This is a genomic window from Pseudomonas sp. PDM05 (assembly GCF_014851685.1).
Classification (GTDB): Bacteria; Pseudomonadota; Gammaproteobacteria; order Pseudomonadales; family Pseudomonadaceae; genus Aquipseudomonas.
This window is the reverse complement of sequence record NZ_JACVAC010000039.1, coordinates 1-564: the sequence shown is the minus strand read 5'-3', so window position 1 is coordinate 564 and position 564 is coordinate 1. Positions and strand designations below refer to the sequence as shown.

Here is a 564-nt window from a genome sequence, read left to right as displayed (position 1 = left end):
TCACCCGCGCCGACCATTCCCAGGACCACCAGGAACGTTTCGTACACGACCCGGCCGGCAACCTGCTCATGCAAAACCGCACCGGCCCGGACGTGGTGGCGGGCAATCGGTTGATGATCCAGGGGGACCGGCACTACGACTATGACCCGTTTGGCAATTTGATCCGTGAGCGTCGCGGCAAGGGTCAGCAGCTTGTCACCGAGTATCGCTACGACTGTCAGCATCGATTAATCAGCGTCACAGCCCCCAACGGGCAAAGCGCCAGTTACCGCTACGACCCGTTTGGCCGACGCATCAGCAAAACCGTTGAAGGCGTGACGACGGAGTTCTTCTGGCAAGGCGACAAACTGATCGCCGAACACCATGCGGAGCGGCATCGCAGCTACCTCTACGAACCGGACAGTTTTCGCCCGCTGGCACTGCTGGAAGGTTTCGGGCCTACAAAAACCAAGCCTTACCACTACCAACTGGACCACCTTGGAACACCCCAAGAACTGACAAGCGCCGACGGCGAAATCGTCTGGTCTGCGCACTACCGTGCCTACGGGGAAATAGCCCGTCTCG

General features: G+C 59.8%; 1 protein-coding gene. It reads left to right on the top strand.

What is annotated here, in order from left to right; genetic code table 11:
• A partial coding sequence (locus tag IB241_RS27315; protein ID WP_192301275.1) for an RHS repeat domain-containing protein occupies nucleotides 1-564 on the top strand: 564 nt, incomplete at both ends.